Source organism: Enterococcus sp. DIV0170, from assembly GCF_051710765.1.
Taxonomy (GTDB): domain Bacteria; phylum Bacillota; class Bacilli; order Lactobacillales; family Enterococcaceae; genus Enterococcus_A; species Enterococcus_A raffinosus.
Genome location: NZ_JBIOLG010000001.1, coordinates 1,927,431 through 1,946,304 on the forward strand (window position 1 = coordinate 1,927,431; position 18,874 = coordinate 1,946,304).

16 protein-coding genes and 1 other RNA gene are annotated in these 18,874 nt (G+C 39.1%); 8 read left to right on the top strand and 9 right to left on the bottom strand.

The window, feature by feature from the left end; translation table 11 throughout:
• Positions 1 to 71: 71 nt before the first annotated feature.
• Positions 72 to 1,415 carry an NADP-specific glutamate dehydrogenase gene (gdhA, locus tag IGI50_RS09330; RefSeq protein ID WP_010746196.1) on the bottom strand — a complete coding sequence of 448 codons (1,344 nt, stop codon included), beginning with the start codon at positions 1,413 to 1,415 and terminating at the stop codon, positions 72 to 74.
• A gap of 162 nt (positions 1,416 to 1,577) precedes the next feature.
• Here gdhA and IGI50_RS09335 point away from each other — a divergent pair, with 162 nt between their 5' ends.
• Positions 1,578 to 2,834, top strand: coding sequence for an NAD(P)/FAD-dependent oxidoreductase (locus tag IGI50_RS09335; protein ID WP_438776792.1), 1,257 nt, complete (start codon positions 1,578 to 1,580; stop codon positions 2,832 to 2,834).
• Here the strand turns inward: IGI50_RS09335 and ybaK are convergent.
• Positions 2,831 to 3,316 carry a Cys-tRNA(Pro) deacylase gene (ybaK, locus tag IGI50_RS09340; protein ID WP_438776793.1) on the bottom strand — a complete coding sequence of 162 codons (486 nt, stop codon included), beginning with the start codon at positions 3,314 to 3,316 and terminating at the stop codon, positions 2,831 to 2,833. The genes IGI50_RS09335 and ybaK overlap by 4 nt on opposite strands.
• A gap of 130 nt (positions 3,317 to 3,446) precedes the next feature.
• Between ybaK and IGI50_RS09345 the strand changes: the two genes are divergently transcribed.
• Positions 3,447 to 4,484 (top strand): tagatose 1,6-diphosphate aldolase, encoded by a 1,038-nt coding sequence (locus tag IGI50_RS09345; RefSeq protein WP_438776794.1) that lies wholly within the window; start codon positions 3,447 to 3,449, stop codon positions 4,482 to 4,484.
• Between the two features lie 117 nt (positions 4,485 to 4,601).
• On the opposite strand, the gene aroD is transcribed toward IGI50_RS09345, so the two are convergent.
• Together aroD and IGI50_RS09355 are read right to left on the bottom strand one after the other, a co-directional pair.
• Positions 4,602 to 5,351: a type I 3-dehydroquinate dehydratase gene (gene aroD, locus IGI50_RS09350; RefSeq protein WP_010746192.1), complete on the bottom strand. Its 750-nt coding sequence runs from the start codon at positions 5,349 to 5,351 to the stop codon at positions 4,602 to 4,604.
• A gap of 22 nt (positions 5,352 to 5,373) precedes the next feature.
• Entirely contained in the window at positions 5,374 to 6,543 is a 1,170-nt protein-coding gene (locus tag IGI50_RS09355) for a class I SAM-dependent rRNA methyltransferase (protein ID WP_438776795.1), read from the bottom strand.
• A 177-nt stretch (positions 6,544 to 6,720) separates the two neighbouring features.
• Here IGI50_RS09355 and IGI50_RS09360 point away from each other — a divergent pair, with 177 nt between their 5' ends.
• The 3 genes from IGI50_RS09360 to IGI50_RS09370 all read left to right on the top strand — a co-directional run bounded on the left by IGI50_RS09360 (position 6,721) and on the right by IGI50_RS09370 (position 11,188).
• On the top strand, positions 6,721 to 8,832 hold the full coding sequence (locus tag IGI50_RS09360; protein ID WP_218255778.1) for an LTA synthase family protein: 2,112 nt from the start codon (positions 6,721 to 6,723) through the stop codon (positions 8,830 to 8,832).
• A 125-nt stretch (positions 8,833 to 8,957) separates the two neighbouring features.
• Positions 8,958 to 9,614 carry a hypothetical protein gene (locus IGI50_RS09365; protein ID WP_438776796.1) on the top strand — a complete coding sequence of 219 codons (657 nt, stop codon included), beginning with the start codon at positions 8,958 to 8,960 and terminating at the stop codon, positions 9,612 to 9,614.
• Between the two features lie 134 nt (positions 9,615 to 9,748).
• Positions 9,749 to 11,188, top strand: a complete 1,440-nt coding sequence (locus IGI50_RS09370; protein WP_010746188.1) for an NCS2 family permease — start codon at positions 9,749 to 9,751, stop codon at positions 11,186 to 11,188.
• Positions 11,189 to 11,224: 36 nt separating this feature from the next.
• On the opposite strand, the gene IGI50_RS09375 is transcribed toward IGI50_RS09370, so the two are convergent.
• Both IGI50_RS09375 and IGI50_RS09380 read right to left on the bottom strand, forming a co-directional pair.
• Positions 11,225 to 12,706, bottom strand: coding sequence for an ATP-binding protein (locus IGI50_RS09375; RefSeq protein ID WP_438776797.1), 1,482 nt, complete (start codon positions 12,704 to 12,706; stop codon positions 11,225 to 11,227).
• Positions 12,703 to 13,425: a response regulator transcription factor gene (locus tag IGI50_RS09380; RefSeq protein WP_010746186.1), complete on the bottom strand. Its 723-nt coding sequence runs from the start codon at positions 13,423 to 13,425 to the stop codon at positions 12,703 to 12,705. Before IGI50_RS09380 ends, IGI50_RS09375 begins: the two co-directional genes overlap by 4 nt.
• A gap of 210 nt (positions 13,426 to 13,635) precedes the next feature.
• Between IGI50_RS09380 and ssrA the strand changes: the two genes are divergently transcribed.
• Positions 13,636 to 14,002, top strand: a transfer-messenger RNA (tmRNA) gene (gene ssrA, locus IGI50_RS09385).
• Between the two features lie 105 nt (positions 14,003 to 14,107).
• Here the strand turns inward: ssrA and IGI50_RS09390 are convergent.
• Positions 14,108 to 14,305, bottom strand: a complete 198-nt coding sequence (locus IGI50_RS09390; protein WP_218255784.1) for a hypothetical protein — start codon at positions 14,303 to 14,305, stop codon at positions 14,108 to 14,110.
• A 253-nt stretch (positions 14,306 to 14,558) separates the two neighbouring features.
• Here IGI50_RS09390 and IGI50_RS09395 point away from each other — a divergent pair, with 253 nt between their 5' ends.
• Positions 14,559 to 14,765, top strand: coding sequence for a DUF378 domain-containing protein (locus tag IGI50_RS09395; protein WP_010746184.1), 207 nt, complete (start codon positions 14,559 to 14,561; stop codon positions 14,763 to 14,765).
• 225 nt (positions 14,766 to 14,990) lie between these two features.
• The gene (locus tag IGI50_RS09400) at positions 14,991 to 16,265 is read left to right on the top strand and encodes an ISL3 family transposase (RefSeq protein ID WP_438776798.1); all 1,275 of its coding nucleotides are present in this window, start codon (positions 14,991 to 14,993) and stop codon (positions 16,263 to 16,265) included.
• Between the two features lie 93 nt (positions 16,266 to 16,358).
• Here IGI50_RS09400 and IGI50_RS09405 read toward each other — a convergent pair whose 3' ends face one another.
• Both IGI50_RS09405 and IGI50_RS09410 read right to left on the bottom strand, forming a co-directional pair.
• Positions 16,359 to 17,192, bottom strand: a complete 834-nt coding sequence (locus tag IGI50_RS09405) for an energy-coupling factor transporter transmembrane component T family protein (RefSeq protein ID WP_218255785.1) — start codon at positions 17,190 to 17,192, stop codon at positions 16,359 to 16,361.
• Entirely contained in the window at positions 17,179 to 18,867 is a 1,689-nt protein-coding gene (locus IGI50_RS09410) for an ABC transporter ATP-binding protein (protein ID WP_311855235.1), read from the bottom strand. Before IGI50_RS09410 ends, IGI50_RS09405 begins: the two co-directional genes overlap by 14 nt.
• Positions 18,868 to 18,874: the final 7 nt, after the last annotated feature.

Consider the following 18,874-nt stretch of genomic DNA (forward strand, 5'->3'; position numbering starts at 1 on the left):
AAAATCACTTCGTAACAATCTATACTTTACGTTTCTTTTGCATATTTTTCAAGCTTAAACCATTTAAAAGATTAAACTGTTCCTTGAGCTAACATTGCAGCAGCGACTTTTTCAAAACCAGCGATGTTGGCTCCGGCGGCGAAATTATCTTTATCAGCATATTTAGCAGCTGTGTCACGACAAGTTTCATAGATATTTTTCATGATATCATCTAATTTACCGTCCACTTCTTCCTTCGACCATACCAATCGTTGAGAATTTTGACTCATTTCTAGTGCTGATACCGCTACACCACCCGCATTGGCTGCTTTTCCGGGACCGTAAAGTACACCTTTCTCATGATACAGCTTAATTGCTGCCATCGTACTTGGCATGTTCGCTCCTTCAGCGACTACTTTTACCCCATTTTTTACTAAAATTGCTGCTTTTTTATCGTCAATCTCATTTTGTGTAGCACATGGTAAAGCAATATCGGCAGCTTGTTCAAGCTCCCAGACAGATCCCTCATGGTATTCTGCTGAAGGACGCTCTTTCGCATATTCTGTTAGACGAGCACGGCGAACTTCTTTGATATCTTTCAATAATTCAACATCGATACCATCTTTGTCATAAACATAACCATTTGAATCAGAACATGTAATAGCTGTTGCGCCAAGCGCTTGTGCTTTTTCGATCGCGTAAATGGCGACATTTCCGCTTCCAGAAACAAGAACTTTTTTGCCTTCAAAGGAATCATTGCGATCTTCTAATAAATGCTTCACGAAGTAAACCGCACCATAGCCTGTCGCTTCCGTCCGACCAAGACTACCATTAAAGCCTAGAGGTTTCCCTGTTAATACACCCATATCATATTCACGCAAACGTTTGTATTGTCCAAACAAATAACCAATCTCACGTCCGCCAACTCCAATATCACCTGCAGGTACATCTAAGTTTGGTCCGATATGTTTTGATAATTCCGTCATGAAGCTTTGGCAATAACGCATAACTTCTGAATCAGATTTGCCTTTCGGATCAAAATCTGAACCACCCTTACCGCCGCCAATAGGAAGACCTGTCAAACTATTTTTAAAGATTTGCTCGAAACCTAAAAATTTCAAGATACTTAGATTCACACTTGGATGGAAACGAAGTCCACCCTTGTATGGGCCAATCGCTGAATTGAACTGAACACGGTAGCCTCGGTTCACTTGCCAATTACCTTCATCATCTTGCCAAGGCACACGAAATTGAACCAAACGCTCAGGTTCAAGGATCATGCCTAAAATATTCTTTTCAACGTATTCTGGATGTTCTTCTAAAAAAGGAATCACCGTTGGTAAAAACTCATCCACCGCTTGTAAAAATTCTTCTTGATTCGGATCCTTTGCCTCTAAGTTCTTTTGAATCTGTTCAACATATTCTCGTACTTCCATCAAATTCCTCCTCACAGTTAATACTCATAGTTTACATCATTTTCTAATAGAAGTGAAAAAAAATTCATGCTACACTGCAAGTTGAACGTAAAATGTTCGTTTTTAAGGTATGATTATCCAAACTATCTAAACAAATTTATAGCTAAATGAGGGTTTGATGAAATGAATAAAAACTTTGATGTGATTGTGATTGGCGGAGGACCAGCTGGTATGATGGCTGCCATCACAGCTGCGATGAACGGCTCCCAAGTCGCTTTGTTCGAAAAAAACAAACGACTTGGAAAAAAATTATTAATGACCGGCGGAGGACGTTGCAACGTTACAAACAATCGTCCCGTTGAGGATCTAATTACTCATATTCCTGGCAATGGTCGCTTTCTATATAGTACCTTTTCTCAATTTGATAACCAAGATATCATGAATTTTTTCAGTGAACGAGGCGTAGCTTTAAAAGAAGAAGATCATGGACGGATTTTTCCCGTCTCTGATAAATCAGCGACAATTGTCAATACTTTGAAGGATGAACTAGAAAAATTAAATGTCTGTCTTCATTTTAAAGAGCCGGTTGAAAAGATTATTACTGATGGCTCATCAATTCAAGGCGTCCGCACCGCTGAGGGAGACTACTCCGCAAAAAGTGTAGTCGTAACAACTGGCGGGATCACTTATCCATCGACTGGCTCACAAGGAGATGGTTACCGTTTTGCGAAAAGCGTGGGGCATCACGTTACTCCTTTATACCCCACTGAATCGCCAATTTATCTAATCGATTCGTTTGTTGCAGAAAAAAAGTTGCAGGGTCTTGCTCTTCAAGATGTGAAGCTCTCTGTTCTTGATGAAAAAAACAAGACAGTGACTAGTCACGAAATGGATTTACTTTTTACCCATTTCGGTATATCTGGTCCAGCAGCGTTACGTTGCTCAAGCTTCGTCAATCAATTGTTGCGTAGTCAAAAAACAGTCACTCTAACACTCGATAGCTTCCCTGAAAAAACAGTAGCGGAATTGAGTGAACTGGTGCACAAGCGTGCTGCGGAATCTACAAAACAACTTAAAAATGCGTTAGCAGGGGTCTTGCCTGAACGACTATTATCATTCTTTTTAGAGAAAGCCGATATTGGCGAACAAACATACGCGCAAACATCAAAGGAACAGCTGGAAAAATTTATCTCCTATTGTAAGAGATGGACGTTGACCGCTAATAAGACCTTTGGATTAGAAAAATCCTTTGTTACCGGCGGGGGTGTCGAACTGAAGGAAATCAATCCAAAAGAATTAGCCAGTAAAAAAATCCCCGGCTTGTACTTTGCCGGGGAAGTCTTAGATGTTAACGGATATACAGGCGGCTATAATATTACCACTGCTTTTTGTACAGGGTTTGTCGCAGGTACGCATGCCGCCTATTATGCGTTTACTTAATGAGTTAATTCAGCAAATTGTCCTCGTGTCAGCTCTTTGATAGCACTGGGGGCAATTTCCATTTGAAGCCCTCTTTTTCCTGCTGATATCGCTATCTGCTCATATTGTTCTGCTGAAGCATCTATAAAAGTTGGAAAAAGTTTTTTCATCCCAATTGGTGAACAACCGCCACGAATATACCCCGTAGTCGCTTCTAGATCACGCAAGTGCAGCATTTCTACCTTTTTATTGCTACTGACCTTTGCAATTTTTTTCAAATCCAACTCATGATCACTAGGGATCACAGCCACTACAGGACCCGTCTTGTTTCCTACTGCGACTAACGTCTTAAAAATTCGTGCTGGCTCGATCCCCACTTGTTCTGAGACATGGCCGGCTCCAAGATCATCTTCGCTCCAAGAATATTCATGTTCCTTATATGAAATCTTTTTTTGTTCGACTAAACGAATCGCATTGGTTTTTTGTATTTTCTTCTTCGCCAAGTCTATCCCTCACTTCTTTTATTTTCTAAAGTCTAGCAAAAAAGCAGAGAGGAAACAAATTGGTCGTTTTGTTTGGTCTTTTTTCTTAAAAGTTCTACACTGATTATGTAATGGAAAGGATGTAATCATCATGAAAAGAATTTCAAGAGGAAAGTTTGAAAAGATGCAACAATTGTCAAATGATCAAGGGGTCATTGCAGCCTTAGCAATCGATCAACGTGGCTCTATGAAAAAGATGATGCAAGCCGCTGTTGGCGAAGAAAAATTTTCTATGGATCAAGTTTATGAATTCAAGGAATTGGTATCTCAAGAATTAACCAAGCGAGTCAGCGCGATTTTATTGGATGAACAATACGGATTTAAAGGCATTCAAGCCAAGGACCCAAATTGTGGATTAATTTTATCCTATGAAAAAACTGGCTACGATGCCAATACACCTGGTCGCTTACCTGAACTTCTACCAAACGAATCCCTAGATCGCCTGCTAGCTAAAGGCGCAGATGCGGCGAAGGTGTTGGTTTACTATGATCCAGATGAATCACAGGAGATCTTAGATGTAAAACATGCTTTTCTCGAACGTCTAGGCACAGAAGCTTTAGCTGCTGATATTCCAGTATTCGTAGAACCCATCGTCTATGATTCAAAAATCACTGACGACCATTCTCCAGAGTTTGCCAAAATAAAACCACAAAAAGTAATCAATACAATTAAGAAGTTTACTAAAGAGAAATATCATATTGATGTATTAAAAGTAGAAGTGCCCGTTCTATTTAAATATGTTGAAGGGTTTACTAAAGACGCCGACCCCGTTGTTTATACACAAAAGGAAGCCGCAAGCTACTTTAAAGAAGCGGGTGAAGCTGCTACTCGGCCTTTCATTTATCTAAGTGCAGGGGTTCCAGCAGATATCTTCCGTGAGGAATTGAAATTTGCTGGCGAACATGGCGCGAATTATTGCGGAATTTTAGGCGGACGTGCCACTTGGCGTGATGGTGTACAAATTTACGCAGATGAGGGCAAAGACGGGCTAATCAAATGGTTGGATACACAAGGTCGTGAAAATGTCGAAGAATTAAATGATATCCTTGCGAAGTATGCAAAACCTTGGTATGAAATCTACGGGGGATTGGATAATATCGACGTTTTTGATATTGATGTAATGGACTAACCAACAGGCTATCATAAATGAACAAAACCAGGCATCGCTCCCGAAAGTTGGGATCGATGCCTGGTTTACTTTGAGTTCATTTTTCGTTCATTTCGTTCATTAAGTAGAAAACTCTTCCTATTTCAACTCATTGATCATCATTACTAATTTCTCAGCCTCAATCTGAGCATCCTCATAAGGTTTCCCCTCTAAACAACCATAGGTCATACAGGAACCATCTAAAGAGCCGCTGATTTGCGAGAATTTTCCGAGACGTCCTAAAGAGACTGAAACGACGGGTAATGTAACAAAAGTCTGGGCTTTCATTATAATATCCATTTGACGTAATACATCCGCCTCGTTTTCTGGATACACAACAATTTTCGCGATGTCCGCTCCCCAATGCTCCATTAAATTCAAACGGAAAAGTACCACAGCATCTTCCGGTGTTTCCTTAAAATTATAATAGCTTAACATCACACGTACATCTAAAGCTTGCATCCATTTGATAAAGGTCGTCGATAATTGATCAATAATAGAAACTTCAACATCTGCTAAATCAATTGCTCGTGAAGAAACTGCAAACTCATATATATGTCGATATTGGTTCAGAGAAATTTCGAGCTGTCCGCCCGCTTCCATTGTTCGCAGATTGAAAATCAACGGGATATCTCGAATTTCATCCCTTAAGGCTAGTAGGGTTGAATTAAGACAATCGTCATCAAAGATATCCTCATAAAAATCAGCACGCCACTCGATTACTTCGGCAACCTTCTTTGCTTCATTCGCTTGTTCAATGATTTCGTCGAAAGTCTTTCCAACAATCGGTACGCAGATTTTCGGTTTTCCTGCATCAAATCGCACCTCTCTTACTTGAACATCCATCATACGCATCCCATCCTATTTTCTTCTATTTTTTTATTGAATAAAACAATACCTTCAAATAATTACTCTCTTCAAATTGACTAGCTGGGAAATCAGCTGGCAAACGGTAGCTTTCAGTCAGTCGGTAACTCACGTTCTTGTTGCTTAAAGCCGTTTCGATTGATTTCTTAAATTTTTTGAGGGGGAGATTTGCCGCATTAGTTGAGGCGATAATCATTCCTTCTTCAGTAAGGATATCTACACTATCTTCAATTAAACGTCCATAATCCTTTGCCACAGAGAAAGTTTTTCTCTTATTGCGAGCAAAACTAGGTGGATCTAGGACAATCAAATTATAACTTAAATTCTTCCTTGCTGCATAGCGGAAATAGTCAAATGTATCCATTACGATAATTTTTTGCTGCTCTAATGGCAGACCGTTCACTTCAAACTGCTCCTGTGTCTTTGGTAAACTACGTTGTGCTAAATCCACGCTAGTCGTTTCTAACGCACCACCATATGCTGCTGCGACAGAGAAAGCCCCTGTATAGCTAAACATATTCAATACCCTTTGGCCCGCGGCAAGTCCTTCTGTTAACCGTCCGCGAACTTCTTTTTGATCTAAGAAAATGCCTGTCATATATCCTTCATCTAAATATACGGCATATGAAACGCCATTTTCCAGTACAATTAGCGGTTCTTGAGGTTTTTCACCAGCTAACCATCGACTTTCTTCTAGTCCACTCTTAAAGCGGATTTTTTCAACTACTCCTTTTGCATTTGGAAACACTTGAAGCAGGCTATCCACTATCATTTTTTTGAAATAATGGATTGTTTCGTTATACCAAGAAATTACTAGGTAATCTGCGTAATAATCTACAGTTAGGCCTCCGAGCCCGTCTCCTTCGCCATTAAACAAGCGAAAGGCGGTTGTCGTCTCATCTGCAAAAAAGGACTGACGTTTTGCAATCGCCTGTTGAAATTTCTCCATAAAAAAAGCCAGATCAATCGGACGCTGCGTTTGATCAATAACCCAGCCAAACCCTTTATTTTGTTTCCCTAAATAACCTGTCGCGATATATTTATTCTTATTATCAACAAAGTGAACCCACTCTAAGGGAATTTTTTCTATATTCACTTTTAGATCTTCGGCTTGGATCAATGGATTGCCTTGCTGAATTCGTTTGATTCCATAATTTGTTAATTCTATTTTCACTCTCATCCCTGCTTTCTTCTATAGTATATCAAAAAAAAATAGTATTTTTCGCTTATAAAGTTTTCTTTAAGCATGATTGCCCAAATTTCAATAAGAATTGACTGCATTGGTGTAAGCGAGTAAACTGTTAACAAGTGAACATATCGCAATTTTTTTGCGGCAGAAAGGAAGTTACTATTGAAAAAACTAAAAGCTCCTGCATTTTTGAATAAACGTCTCGGCTTTTATGCGTTACTGACATTCTTATTATGGGCGAAAAGTGTTTTTGCATACCTATTTGAATTTAATTTAGGGATCGAAAGTATGACTCAATACTTCATCCTGTTTATCAATCCAATCGCGTCGACGATGTTCTTATTGTCGATCGCTTTATATGTGCGTCGGTCGAAGGCCTCCTACATCACGATGATGGTCATCTATGCACTGGCAAGTTTCTTACTTTTTGCCAATGTTGTGTATTATCGTGAATTTACTGACTTCATTACAGTCAATACCTTCTTGGGTGCTGGAAAAGTTGCCAGTGGCTTAGGGGAAAGTGCTGTTCGACTTTTCCGTCCCTATGACGTGTTATATCTAATTGATATTGTCATTTTACCGATTCTTTTATGGAGAAAAGGGATTAAGCGTGAGGATCGTCCCGTTCGTGCCCGTATGGCCTTTGCAATGACGGCTCTTTCAATCATGATTTTCTCAGGGAATCTGTTCTTAGCAGAAGCAGATCGTCCAGAATTGTTGACTCGTACCTTCTCTCGTGACTACTTAATTAAGTACCTAGGTGTCAATGCCTTCACTGTATATGATGGCATCCAAACCTATAAAACAAACCAAGTTCGTGCAGAAGCGAGTCCTAATGACTTAAAAGAAGTTGAATCTTATGTGAAGGATCATTACGCTGCCCCAAACAGTGACTACTACGGAATTGCTAAGGGACGTAACGTAATCACGATTCATTTAGAAAGTTTGCAACAATTTGTGATCGACTACAAACTAAAGGATGAAAATGGACAAGAACATGAAGTCACGCCTTTCTTGAATAGCATTTTCCATAGCAATAGTACTTTTAGTTTTGATAATTTCTTCCATCAAGTAAAAGCTGGAAAAACATCCGATGCTGAAACACTGATGGAAAACTCATTGTTCGGTTTGAATCAAGGTTCATTGTTCTCACAATTAGGCGGTAAGAACACATTCCAAGCTGCGCCAGATATCTTGAAACAAACTGAAGGCTATACAAGTGCTTCCTTCCATGGGAATTCAGGAAGCTTCTGGAACCGTTCAGAAACCTATAAGAACCTTGGGTATGACTATTTCTTTGATTCTTCTTATTATGATGTAAACGATGAAAATTCATTCCAATACGGTCTGCATGATAAACCATTCTTCCAACAATCGGTGAAGTATTTGGAACGTCTGCAACAGCCTTTTTATTCTAAGTTTATCGCTGTATCGAACCATTACCCTTACAGTGAGTTCAAAAACGATGAAGCAGGGTTTCCAATGGCGAATACGAGCGATGAAACAATCAATGGATATTTTGCCACAGCAAACTATTTAGACAAAGCAGTTGAAGAGTTCTTCAACTATTTAAAAGCTTCTGGTTTGTATGACAATTCGATCATCGTCATGTACGGTGACCATTACGGGATCTCAAATTCAAGAAACTCTGACCTAGCACCATTACTTGGTAAATCAAAAGAAACATGGTCAAACTTTGATAACGCGCAAATGCAACGGGTTCCTTACATGGTTCATATTCCCGGACAAGATAAAGGCGGAATCAATCATACGTATGGTGGTGAAGTTGATGCTCTCCCTACCCTATTACATCTTTTAGGTATAGATACAAGCAAATATATTCAACTAGGACAAGATCTGTTATCCGAAGATCATGACCAAATCGTGGCCTTCCGTGATGGAGATTACGTTACTCCAGAATATACGTATTATAGCGGAAGCTTGTATAGTAACAGCAATGGTATGGCAATTACAGAACCAAGCGAAAGCTTGCAGCAGCAAGCAGATAAATGGAAAGAAGCAGTCTCCACTCAATTAAGCACGTCAGATAATATTAATAACGGAGACTTATTACGCTTCTATTCAGCAAGTGGTTTGAAGCCGATCGATGCTTCTCAATACGACTATAAAGATGGTCTGAATAAGATGGAAAAAATCGAAAATAAATTGGGGGATAAATCAACCAGTCTGTATGATCAGAATGGGAAGAAATCCACTCAAGAGCTATACAAAACTGAAACATATAAGCAATACCAAGAGCAAAACCAACAATAAGTTGAAAGGCCAATCTTCATTTATTCCGTGAAGATTGGCCTTTTTTTCTACATTTATTTCTTCCGATAGAATTCATATTTCTTTCAAATTAGGATTCTATACTTAATAGTAAGGGGTGGAAATTCATGGAACTTATTTCAACAACAATTACAACAATTAAACGGCATCGCATCCAATTCTCGATTTCATGGGTAATCTGCTTGATTGCTCTATTTGCCTTGACCAGTTTGAGTATGTTAAAACTTGTGTTGAATCAATTGGATTCCTCCAAGCAAATTCAATTATTTACAACAAAGGAAATTCAACAATTGCAGCACTATTTTTCCGAACGATTACTAGTTTGTGCGATCGGACTGTTTATTTTGCTGGTGGTCTTCTTTGTGTTTAGAATTCAACGCCAAAGAAAAGCGGCGATCTCAATGAAACAATTAATTTATTCTACAGGCCTAGAATTTTTTATAGGATTAATGGTTGCCTCTATTTGCTTAATTCTATTGTATACACTTTTTGAACCTGCCTATGAAGCGATCCTTCAATCCTTTTATCATCAAGGATTGAATCAATTTAAGGAACTCCCAAATTTTGTTCTGAGTAATGGAACTAGTGGAATCGCCTACTCCGTTCGTTCTTCGATTTCCTTTGAACTTTCTTCAACAACCCTGCTTGACTTGTTTTTTGTTTCTTTAATCAAAGCCGTTGCCTATATCTTTTTCTGCTTATGTTTGTTAATTATCTGTTTTCGCCTGATTAACTTCGCCTCTAAAAAGAAGAATGTTCGCTAAACACGAACATTCTTCTTTTTGTTCGTTCTTTTGTTAAACTAATTCTTGAAAGTCGATCGTTCCTTCATTATACTTAACAAGTATTCGGTTTTTGCCGATATAATGAACTTATTTTTAAGGAGCGTTTAATTATAATGGAGAAATTCTTTAAATTAAAGGAACAAGGTACCAATATTTCTACTGAAGTAATGGCTGGGGTTACTACATTCTTTGCCATGAGTTATATTTTATTCGTTAACCCAACGATTTTATCAGCTTCAGGGATGCCCTTTCAGGCGGTGTTCTTAGCAACCATCATCGCGTCTGTTATCGGAACTTTAGTTATGGGATTGTTCGCAAATGTCCCTTATGCACAAGCTCCAGGTATGGGACTGAATGCATTCTTCACTTACACTGTGGTATTCGGATTAGGATATTCTTGGCAACAGGCCTTAGCAATGGTATTTATTTGCGGGATCATTAATATTTTGATTACTGTTACTAAAATCCGTAAATTGATTATTCACGCTATTCCAGAAAGTATGCAGCATGCAATCGGCGGTGGGATCGGAATCTTTGTCGCTTATGTAGGAATTAAAAATGCCGGCTTGCTTTCTTTTAGTGCGGATTCTTCTGCTATTACTAGTAGTGTTGTTGAAGGTGGCAAAGCAACCAACGTAACCATTAACAGCGGAATCGTCCCAGCATTGGCAAACTTTAACAATGCGCCAATTTTATTGGCTGTTATCGGTTTGGTACTTACTACCATTTTAGTCGTTAAAAATGTTCGCGGAGCCATTTTGATTGGTATCGTGATCACTACTTTATTAGGTATCCCTATGGGTGTTGTTCAATTAGGCTCGATTGATTGGCACGCAAATTCATTGGGGAGTTCAATTCAAGAATTAGGAACAACATTTGGTGCAGCCTTTGGTCCAGCCGGAATGGGATCTCTGTTTTCAGATTCTTCTAAATTACCTCAGGTATTAATGACAATTTTAGCATTTAGCTTATCTGATACGTTTGATACGATCGGAACCTTTATTGGCACTGGTCGCCGAACAGGTATTTTCTCTAAAGAAGATGAACAAGCATTAGATGACGGTTCTCGAGGATTTAAAACGAAAATGGATAAGGCTTTATTCGCGGATGCCATCGCAACTTCAATTGGTGCTATCTTTGGTACATCAAATACAACCACTTATGTCGAATCCGCAGCAGGGATCGGTGCTGGCGGACGTACAGGCTTAACTTCTGTTGTTGTTGCTGCCCTATTTGCTCTAAGCAGCTTGTTTTCCCCGTTAATCGCTATTGTACCTGCTCAGGCAACTGCTCCTGCTTTAATTTTGGTCGGTGTAATGATGTTAGCGTCTTTCGCTGATATTAACTGGTTGGATCTAGAAGAAGCTGTCCCTGCATTTTTCGCAAGTGTATTCATGGGGCTTTGCTACAGTATTTCTTACGGAATTGCTGCCGGATTCATCTTCTATACCATCGTTAAAGTAATCAAAGGAAAAACAAAAGAAATTTCACCTATTCTTTGGATTGTAGATCTTTTATTTATTCTAAACTTTATTATTCTAGCTGTTTTATAAATAGTAGAAAAAGAAGCGTAAAACCGAAAAATGGTTTTACGCTTCTTTTTGTTCTTCTGTAGATTCATCCTTTTCAGGCTTATCTGGAAACACAACAGTAAATGTCGTCCCCTTCTCTAACTCACTCTCCACTTCAATTGTTCCGTTGTGCAGCCGCACTAATTCTTGAACAATCGATAGTCCTAATCCTGATTCTCCGTACTTCGTATTCTTTCTTGACGGATCAGCTTTATAATACCGATCCCAAATATTCTTAACTTGCTCTTCTGACATACCGATTCCCGTATCGGAAATTTTTATCTCAGTAGCCTGCTCTAATTTATTGATTGCTACTGTAATTGTACCATCATTAGTAAATTGAATCGCATTTTGAATTAGGTTCACCATGACCTGTACGAATCGATCATAGTCAGCGTACACATTAATCGGTTCTTCCGTCTGCAGTATCAATTGGTCCTTTGAAGCCTCAGCTTTCCCTTGCAATTGTGAGACTAACGTAGAAACGGCCTCTGTAGCATTGAACGTTTGCAACAGGATACTGATTTGGTTCGTTCGGATCTTTTCGTAATCTAAATTTTCATTTACCAATCGAATTAAACGTGAGGTTTCATTTTGCATAAGCTTGATCGCTTTTTCCTTTTGGTTTTCCGGGATCGCATTATACTGCATTCCCTCAAGCAAGCCATTAATTGTGGTTAAGGGTGTACGCATCTCGTGAGAAGCATCCGCCATAAATTGCTTTCGCCGCTCTTCCTGTCTTTCAATTTCATCCTGAGATTCCTTCAATGATATGGTCATTTTATTGAAATCCTCTGCCAAATCATCAAATTCATCACGGTTTCGATTCGGCACAATAACATCGAAATTCCCCATGGCAACTTCTTTAGTTGCTGAACGCATACGATTAATTCGCTTTACTTGTTGCGTAGCAAAGAAATAACTGACAATAATCGCGATAATCGAAGCAATGATAAATGCCTTGAATAAATCAGTGACAATCGAATTTACACTCGTCTCAACATTCATCGCTGGCTGACTAACCAGCAAGACACCGAAGAAAACACCATCTGTAAAGAATGGAACCATGGCGTAAGAAGTCGTTTGGTTTTGTCCCATCACATTTTTTGAGCTTGTTTCCTTTTGCTGCTGTCCAGTTTTCAATGCTCGCCATTGTTCATTGCTAACTAGATGCTGATTCACTTTTCCTGATTTATCAGGATACTGAACATTCTTGTCCTTATCAATAAAGACAAAGGAAACGTCCTGTTGATTTAGACTGGACTCAGTCACATTGATGGCGAAAAGAAAAATTTCATTACTAGACATCCCTTCAAAGCGGATATCTCGACTCAAAGAAAGATTGTTTTTTTCCATCGACTGCGCGTATCCGAACAGTTCCTTATAGTTATTGTCCTCTAAAGTCTTCCGTGTAAATTGGGTAAACGACAAGCCCAATGTTAGTAAAATTAATAAAATCAACCCGCCAAAAGCCAGCAACTGTTGATAAAGGTATTTCATCGACCAACCTCAGTGTCATCAAATTTATACCCTACGCCCCAAACCGTTTGAATAACTTGTGAGCCTACCTTTTCTATTTTTTGACGAAGTTTTTTAATATGGGCATCTACTGTCCGTTCATCACCAAAATATTGATAATCCCAAACTAGCTCCAGCAGCTGCTCACGAGTGAACACTTGACGCGGCTTCTTCGCCATCGTGTACAGTAAATCAAATTCTTTTGGCGTTAATCCTTCGATAGTTTTCCCATCTAAATAGGCTTCACGTGTTTTCAAATTCATTTTGAAGTGATCTGTCTGAATATCAAAGCTTTCATTACTAGATACTCCCTCTTTTTGCGGTTCAGCAGTCAGTTCGCTGCGACGATGCAACGCTTTAATTCGCGCAATCAGAGTCAGCGGTGAGAATGGCTTGGTTACATAATCATCTGCACCCATTTCCAAACCTATAACTTGGTCACTTTCAGAGTCCCTAGCTGTTAACATAATGATGGGTACGGTCTTCGAGATTTTTCGAATCTCACGTCCGACCTCCATCCCGTCCATCGTTGGTAAGTTTAAATCCAATGTAATCATATCCCATTTTTCAGGGTCTGCCTTAAACGCGTCTAATCCTTCTTGTCCATCATACTTAAACTCAGCTTCCCAGCCTTCGTTTAAGAAAAACATTTGCATCATCTCGGAGACCGATTCATTGTCTTCGATCATTAAAATATTCATAGTCTAACCCCCTGATATCGTCTAATTCTCATTCTTAGTATACTCTATTTCATTTTTTTCAACCATTACCTTACCTGTATCTTCACCAACAATTTGCTTTTTCTTCAATTTTTTCAGCAATTCATACAAATTTTTTCATTTCTCATTTACTTCTTTGCTTTTTTTATAACGGAATGGTATACTTTTTTCTGCAATAAAAATATTTACTAGGGGGACGTTACGGATTCGACAGGCATAGTTTGAGCTTGAATTGCGCTTCGTAGGTTACGTCTACGTAAAAACGTTACAGTTAAATATAACTGCTAAAGAAAACAATAACTCTTACGCTTTAGCTGCCTAAAAACAGTTAGCGTAGATCCTCTCGGTATCGCCCATGTGCTCGAGTAAGGGTCCTATTCTAAGTGGGATACGTTTCAACTTTCCGTCTGCAAGTTGAAAAAGAGTTCATCAGACTAGCAATGTTCGCGGCCTGTCATGCGGCAGAGGACAAAGCGAAATTCAAATAGTATGACTATGAGCGTAGATTTTTAAGTGTCGATATGTTTGGACGCGGGTTCGACTCCCGCCGTCTCCATAATCCTAAAACCACAGAAAAGGCCCCAATGCTAAGTACTGAAGCATTGGGACCTTTTTTTAATTTATTAAAAGATGCAGCACTTGAACCGAGTTTTCAATACCACCTTTACTTCCCTTGATCAAAAACCTCTTGTTCCAACTCAACAAACACGAATTCTATCGATTCTGGGTATACATATACAATCAAACGTTCCTTCCGTATATCGGTCGCGACTGCTGGATGCACTTGTTCTGTTGAGACATTGTCGCGAAAAAGTTCTTTTAAAGCAATTTCCAGACCCGGATTGATAAATGGATTCAACATTCAGCTCGCTCCCTTTCCTTGGACAACTTTGCATACTTCTATTATACGCGCTGAGTATAAAGATAGGTAGTTTTCTTAAAAATCGTTCGTTTTATTAAGTAAATGGGCTTTTTCTTATCATGCGGAACTATTCTAATTTGATTAACGTTATTTTTCATCTAATAAAATAAAAATAATTCTATTTTGAGCATATAAGTAGGGACGGATAAACAACTATGGTACGGTTAGACCAATCAGAAAGGAGGGGTTACAGATGAAATACCTTGATATTATCGCGCTTATTTTGTTAATTGTCGGTGGAATTAATTGGTTATTAGTAGGTCTTTTTGAATATGATTTAGTTGCTGCGATATCTGGTGGAAGTACAGCGATTCTTGCTAAAATTATTTATATCGTTGTCGGAATATGTGCTCTTTACTGTTTGAAATTCATTCCAGGAATTGCGAATCGTGCTGAATAGTTAAGTAAAATAGATTTACAAAATCAAAAGCATTTAATATATAAAAAAACGAAGCCCTCATAATTGAATAGAGGGCTTCGTTTTTTGGTTCTATAATATTTTGTGTTGGTGGGAAATCGAACCCGATTTTCTGCCAGCACTTTTTACTTGTCTTCAAATCAAAAAGAGACTACCGTTTGGTAAGATTTAGCCTTCTAAAACCAACCTAACCAAAGGAGTCCCTCTATGGATAATCATACTAGAAATTTACTTGGATTAACAGACAAACACTTTCACTTCGATGACGATTGGCTCGAAGAAAGAAGATACAAAGGGGTTCAAGCCCAATTTATTAAAGGAAAACTAATCACTTTTCCTAGTCGTTGTGAAAACTGCGGCTCCTTAGAAATCATTCGCAATGGTTCCTATACGACCCGTTCTCAGATGCTAAAAGTCAAAGAAAAGCTAACCATCTTAGAATTGAAACGATCTCGCTTCTTGTGCCATGCTTGCGGCACAACGTTTTCTGCCAAAACCGACTTAGTCGATGATCACCACCAACTAACGAAAGAACTGAAACATGCGATACTCATGGAGCTATTCGAAAATCAATCTCGCAAATTAATCGCAAAGAAATTCTTTGTTTCTGACGGTACCATCACGCGGATCTTACGAGAAGCGACGAAGGACTATCAACCAAACAAAAAATACTTGCCCACTGTCTTATGTATGGACGAATTCAAATCCATGAAATCTGTCGCTGGATCGATGAGCTTTATCTGTGTTGATGGAACGACAAACAAATTGTTTACCATCCTTGAGGATCGCCGATTATTTAAGCTCACACAATACTTCATGCGCTTTCCCAGAAAAGCACGGCTAAACGTCAAATACCTTGTCATGGATATGAACGCCAGCTACAATCAGCTACTAAAAAAGGTCTTTCCCAATGCGGAAATCGTCACGGACCGCTTTCATATCGTGCAGCACATCAATCGGAATTTCAATCAATTGCGCGTACAAATCATGAATCGTTTTCGCACCTCTCGTTCAGAAGATCAAAAGAAATACCGTCGGCTAAAACGCTATTGGAAACTACTGCTCAAAGATTCAGATAAGCTGGAGCCGCTCAAACGCCACTATCATCGGCTGTTCAAAAAGGAAATGAGCCAGACAGAAGTGATTGATGAACTCCTGAGCTACAGCGAAGAACTACGAAAAGCCTATCACTTTGTCCAACTATTGCGTTATTATTTCAATAAACGTGATAATGAAGGATTTCAAGAAACACTGAAACACATAGACCCTACCTTTCCTAAAGCATTCAAAAAGAAATTCCAGATCTTTTATCGCTATCATTCTGGTATCGCCAATGCGTTTAAAGTGAAACTTTCAAATGGAGCAACAGAAGGACTAAACAACAAAATCAAATTGATTAAGCGGATCGCATTTGGCTATCGTAATTTCTACAACTTCAGAGCACGGATTTATTTACAGCAAGGATTGATCTTTGAAAAGTAAAAAAGTATGCGGTGCACAACTCGCACCGCATACCGGACTAAATTTTATTCAGATTTGTCTCCACCAACACGATTTGACGAAGAGCCCGTTTTTTTAACGAAAAGGATTGTAAAATCGTCCACCATTGACAAAAAGCAAAATAATTCCCGCAGAGCACAAAAAAAGGACCATTGCTAAGGCTAAATAATCATTTCGCTTCAAAGGCTTAGCCAACAACCATGTTCGACTTTTTTTCTTTCCAAAACGACGTAGCTCCATAGCCGAAGAGATCGTTTCAATTCGTTCCAAGCTAGAAAAAATCAATGGGATTGCGATCGTTAAATTTCCCCTCACCCGTTTCACCAAGGAAGCCTTTTTAGAAAGTTCGTTTCCGCGAGCTTGTTGGGCTTTAGAAATTGTTCGAAAGTCTTCTTGAATATCTGGGATATAACGTAGTGCCAAAGAAAAGGCGTACGCAATCTTATAAGACCCGCCAACTCGATGAATGCTTGAAGCTAGTTCACTTGGATTGGTCGTTAGAATAAAAATCAACCCCGGTGGGATCGTGACAAAATATTTTATCAATAAATTAAATTCGTAAAACAGTTGTTCTTGAGTAAGTGTATAGCGGCCGATGCCTTCTAAAATTACATGACGTGTTCCATAAATGGTTACACCATATTCTGGAGCAAATAGATAAACTGTCAGTAGATTCAGAATTGAAAAGAAGGCGATAAACTTCACCACAAAAGAAATCTCCCGATAGCTGATTTTTGCTGTCTTGAATAGAATCACTGAAAAGATTGCAAGCGCGAGTAAGAATCGCGTATCATAGGAAATCATTCCAACCACGGAAATCATCAAAAAGCATAATAATTTCGAAAATCCGCTAAGCTGATGGATCGGTGTCGTTTTTGGCAAATAGCCAATTAGATTATTTCCTGCCATAAGGCCCCTCCTCATGTTGGATAAATGCCGACACAAAGCCAGTTGCATCCGTTAGATGATTGTTTTGCGCCAACGTGTACAAGCTGGTCTCACGCAAACTCGCCGAGGCAACAAGCTTTGCTGAAGATAGAACATCCGCAGGTGTTTCGTCAGCAATCAACTGGCCTTCCTTCAAGACAAGCGTCCGTTTTGTATGTTCTAACATTAAGTGCATGTCATGTGTAATCATCAAAATCGTTATTCCTTGTCGATTCAACTTTCGCAAGAACGTCATCATTTCATTATAATGGTAATAATCTTGCCCGGCTGTCGGCTCATCAAGGATCAACAGTTCTGGCTCCAGTACTAAAATGGCAGCAATCGCTACCCGACGCTTTTGTCCGTGACTCAACGCTGAGATTGGCCAGTTACGAAACTCATAGAGTCCGCAGACTTTCAAGGTATCAAATACCTTCTCTTGAATTTTATCAGGCGCAACTCCACGATTTTCTAATCCTAAAGCCACTTCCTCAAAAATCATATTTTTAGACAACATTTGGTTGCTGTTTTGCAATACGTAACCAATTTTATCCGCCCGTTCCTTGATGCTCTCATTTGCAATAGCTTGTCCCTTCCACAGGAGTTGTCCTGTCTGAAGAGGATAAAAGCCGGTAATCAAATTAGAAAGAGTGGATTTTCCAGCACCGTTATGTCCTACTAGACTGACCATTTCACCTTGATAGAGCGTAAGATCCATGTTTTTGATGACTTCTTCATTTCCAAAACTAAATGAAAGATTATTTATGGACAATAAGGGTGTTTTTGATTTTTCAACTGCTTTAAACTTCCCTTGCGATTTCGCTAAAGCTGCAGAAATCTCCGGTGAAACTAATTGATCTACTTGCGTTAAATCAGGGAAACCTTCTAATGAAATACCTGCACGTTTTAACGCGGAAATATAAAGTGGCTCACGAATACCATATGTCGCTAACAAATCACTTTTTAGCAATTCCGTTGGTGTCATATCCGCAATAATCTTTCCTTCATCCATCAAAACAACACGATCAATTGGCGCAGCCAATACTTCTTCCAAACGGTGTTCAATGATAATTGTCGTAAATTTTTGTGACAAGTATAGTTGATCAATCATTTGAATCGCTTCATAGCCTGTTTGCGGATCAAGATTTGCTAAAGGTTCATCAAATAAAAGAATTGGTGTCTCATCGATCAGAACACCTGCCATCGTCACCCGCTGCTTTTGTCCACCAGAAAGATCCTGCGGACGTTTTTCAAGCTGTGCCAGTAGATGGGTCTTTTCCGACCAATATTTTACCGCTTGACGCATGGCTTCCTGCTCGACCATCTCATTCTCTAAAGAAAACGCAATATCTTCGGCAACAGTCAAGCCGACAAATTGACTGTCAGTATCTTGGAGCACCGTACCAACATCCAGCGAAAGATCATAAATTGATGCCTCGCTGAATAGTTGGCCGTTGATACTCAAGCTGCCGGTAAAGCTGCCCTTCTCATTTTGGGGAATGATCCCATTCAAACACTTTCCCAACGTCGATTTCCCTGAACCACTAGGACCCATGATTAATATCTTTTCACCTTGTTTAATTGACAAATTGATGTTTTTCAAGGTAGGTTCAGCTTGACTGTCATATTGAAACGTAAAATCACGAAACTCGATCATTTTATTT